The 2827-nt window shown below is 40.3% G+C and carries 4 protein-coding genes; all 4 read right to left on the minus strand.

Annotated elements, in window-relative coordinates:
- Positions 1-147: 147 nt before the first annotated feature.
- The 4 genes from H6G26_RS40580 to H6G26_RS40595 all read right to left on the minus strand — a co-directional run bounded on the left by H6G26_RS40580 (position 148) and on the right by H6G26_RS40595 (position 2706).
- Entirely contained in the window at positions 148-1512 is a 1365-nt protein-coding gene (locus H6G26_RS40580; protein WP_190737668.1) for a hypothetical protein, read from the minus strand.
- Positions 1509-2177: a hypothetical protein gene (locus H6G26_RS40585; RefSeq protein WP_190737670.1), complete on the minus strand. Its 669-nt coding sequence runs from the start codon at positions 2175-2177 to the stop codon at positions 1509-1511. The genes H6G26_RS40580 and H6G26_RS40585 overlap by 4 nt, the downstream gene beginning before the upstream one ends.
- Positions 2170-2361, minus strand: a complete 192-nt coding sequence (locus H6G26_RS40590; protein ID WP_190737672.1) for a hypothetical protein — start codon at positions 2359-2361, stop codon at positions 2170-2172. The genes H6G26_RS40585 and H6G26_RS40590 overlap by 8 nt, the downstream gene beginning before the upstream one ends.
- Positions 2362-2469: 108 nt before the next feature.
- Positions 2470-2706, minus strand: coding sequence for a hypothetical protein (locus H6G26_RS40595; RefSeq protein ID WP_242054383.1), 237 nt, complete (start codon positions 2704-2706; stop codon positions 2470-2472).
- Positions 2707-2827 lie beyond the last annotated feature (121 nt).

Below are 2827 nucleotides of genomic sequence, written 5' to 3' on the forward strand. Positions count from 1 at the left end.
TGGTTCTGGAATCATGTCACTCAGAAATTCATATTGAGCACGGGTCAGATTGCTGGGGTATGCTTTACTCATGTTGCTCTCTCAGTGCTGTCTACTATATATTCACAGCGTATACTGAGAGAGCTTTTTTACCATTTCTTTGACTTTTCAAACAGCCTCTAATGGATAATCGCTATCCTTGAGTGAACCAACAGCACCGGGATAGCTGACTGTGACTAAGGTATGAGGCACTTTCTCGCCTTTGCCAGTATTGCCGCGAGTGCATCCAGCTTTAACGATTTCGCTAATCATCACCGCGCTTGTTGGAGTTTTACCAATGCCTGGATCTGCGATCAACCGATATCGGATAGGGTGACTGACTACATAGTTGATAAATTCGTCAGGAGTTCCAACCATCAACTTAATTTCATCTGCTTTGATAGCTGGCTCCATCCGGTAGCTGATCACAATACAGTCGGTTACTTCCAATTTCCTGACAGAAGTAATTTTGAATAATCCCAGCTTTTTAGCAATTATCCTAGAGTGCTTTAAAATCGCCTCTACAACGGCTAAAGTATGCACAGAATGCGAATATCCATAACCCACATCTACAACACCGTCAGGCTTCACCTGAAAGCCTTTAACGCTCAAAGCCAGACTGATATCACTAAACAAAGTACGCGCTATTTCGTTGGCGATTTTTCCGTTGATATCAAAGCCAAAGTCGCCATATACAGGTTCTATTAAATCGCCTTGTAACTCTTTTTGTAACTGTCCTACGCGCTCATTTAGCAGCTCGATTTGCTCTATATAATTTTGGCGCTCACTGGCGATCGCCTCCCCAACCTCATCTAAATTTTTGTTGTAGCTACTGGCTAAACTCTTGATAATTTCTGCTTTGCTTTGATGTCCGTGCGCTAATTTCTCCGACCATGATTGCAGCCGTCTAAATAACTGCATAGCTTCACTGGTTATCAAGTCATGTTCAGTATAAATTTTCTCTAACTCCTGAGACTTAGCAACCTGAAAACGTTTGTTGGCTTCCATTTCTACAAGCGAATTGAAATTAAACTCCCATTGCTCAGTCTCACTTTCTAGATATTCAATGCGTTGTTTATCTTGCTGTGACTGGGTAAACGCTTGATTCAACTTAGCTTGCAGTTGAGCGATTAAACCCATGTTTTCTAGCTTGCTGTGACCTAATGAGTTGATGGTATTTCTGGCTGACTTGAGTTCATCTTTCAGAGATTCTATTTGGCTATTGGCAGTGGACAACCTGGATTTGCTCCTTTCAAATTCCCTGATGACTTTATGCAGTGTTTGACCTGCTTGTTCATTCTTACTTTCGGCATCGTTTAACAATCTCTGTGATTTAGTATCAGCGATAAAGTAAGTAATAAAGCTTGCTGGCAATGCTCCCACACCAAGGATAGAGATTAGTTTGGCTATATTGTTGGTGAACCCTCCAGAAGCAATTGCCAAGCCAGTACACAAGCCAAATACACCAACTCCTAACCCGTGTATTTGTTTCATGATTTTAAATTTATATAATCGCCTAACTGTGCCTTAAAGCTTGCCAGCTTTCCTTCTGACTCAATTGTTTTGAGTCGCAATTCCGAGGCTTTAATTTCTGCAAGAACCAGTTTTTGGTTTAGTTCATCTTTGCTATAAACCGAGATATTCGTATCAGTGATCGTCTTTACTTGACTGACATCTAAAGAAACTAATTTTTGGGTAGTTACTTCTTTTTGATTAAGGTAATCCAAATAATTACCCTTAACTTTCTCAATCTCGGTAGCTGCTTGGATGCCAGCACCAAAAGCCTTTGAGTGTTTACCAATAACAGTAAATTTCTCGCGTGTCAGGTCGAGTGCGGCTCCCGTTAATTTGAGCGATCGCGTTGCACCTTCATAGATTTTCATACCTTTATCTAGCTGGCTTTGAGTTGCCTGTAGAAGAGTTTCAGGAGGATTTAGCGGATCTGAAATATGGTATTGATTGGGCTGGAATGGTGGCATCATTCCTGGTACTAAGTCAGGGGTGACAGTTAGTAAGCCAGGAATGCGACTATCTATCGGGATAGTGGCAGGTGATGTAGCAGATGTGGAATTAGTGCTAGATGCTGAGTTTTGTTTACGTCCTGCCAGCTTTTCTGCTACAGCTTGAGCAGCTGCTTTTGTAGTGTCAATTTTAGCCATTGTTCAAAAATTTTCTAGTGTTGATTAAGGATTGATATTTAATTTCCAATTGTCGAAATGCTTTATCGATGTCGCTAAACTCAAGAGCCAATTCCTCATCTAGGTCATATTTTTTCAGGACAAGATTTAGCTCTGTTTCATCCGTCTTTGCATCCTGAATTTGGCTGTTTAAGTCATCTTGCATGGTAGTATTGACGGGTATCTGATGCTTAAAAGCTCTCAAAAACTATTGAGAGCATAAATTTTGCCTTTACCTGCTATCGACTATGTTCTTGGGAGTTGGCAGCAAGAATCATTCTCTAAAACCTTCAAATCTAGATACCTCTAAATCAGCAGTAGCAGCCCATTCCAGATAGTTGAAATATTGCTTTACGTCACCAAGAGCCACATCACAATCGAAGCGCAAGCCTTTAAATTGTGGATGTTGGCGGATTTGTATAAGCAATTCTTGAGCAAGAGAAACTAGTTCTGGTAAAGAATTAGCGCTCATGCTTACCTCTGGTTCAATGCCGGAAATTGTAAAAGTCATGGCGTTAGTACTTTTTCTAATAGACCTCTTGCAAAATTACTTTTATGTTATAGTCAAGGGTTTGCATTTTGGAATTGCTAAATTTAACTCATAGTTATAAATTGCTGCTAGTAAGTTACAA

Origin of the sequence: Nostoc sp. FACHB-888 (assembly GCF_014696655.1) — a bacterium.
GTDB lineage: Bacteria > Cyanobacteriota > Cyanobacteriia > Cyanobacteriales > Nostocaceae > Nostoc.

What these genes read in the sequence shown, in the direction of transcription:
- H6G26_RS40580 (WP_190737668.1), bottom strand. Translation starts at nt 1,512, where the DNA reads ATGAAACAAATACACGGGTTAGGAGTTGGTGTATTTGGCTTGTGTACT.
- H6G26_RS40595 (WP_242054383.1), bottom strand. Translation starts at nt 2,706, where the DNA reads ATGACTTTTACAATTTCCGGCATTGAACCAGAGGTAAGCATGAGCGCT.
- H6G26_RS40590 (WP_190737672.1), bottom strand. Translation starts at nt 2,361, where the DNA reads ATGCAAGATGACTTAAACAGCCAAATTCAGGATGCAAAGACGGATGAA.
- H6G26_RS40585 (WP_190737670.1), bottom strand. Translation starts at nt 2,177, where the DNA reads ATGGCTAAAATTGACACTACAAAAGCAGCTGCTCAAGCTGTAGCAGAA.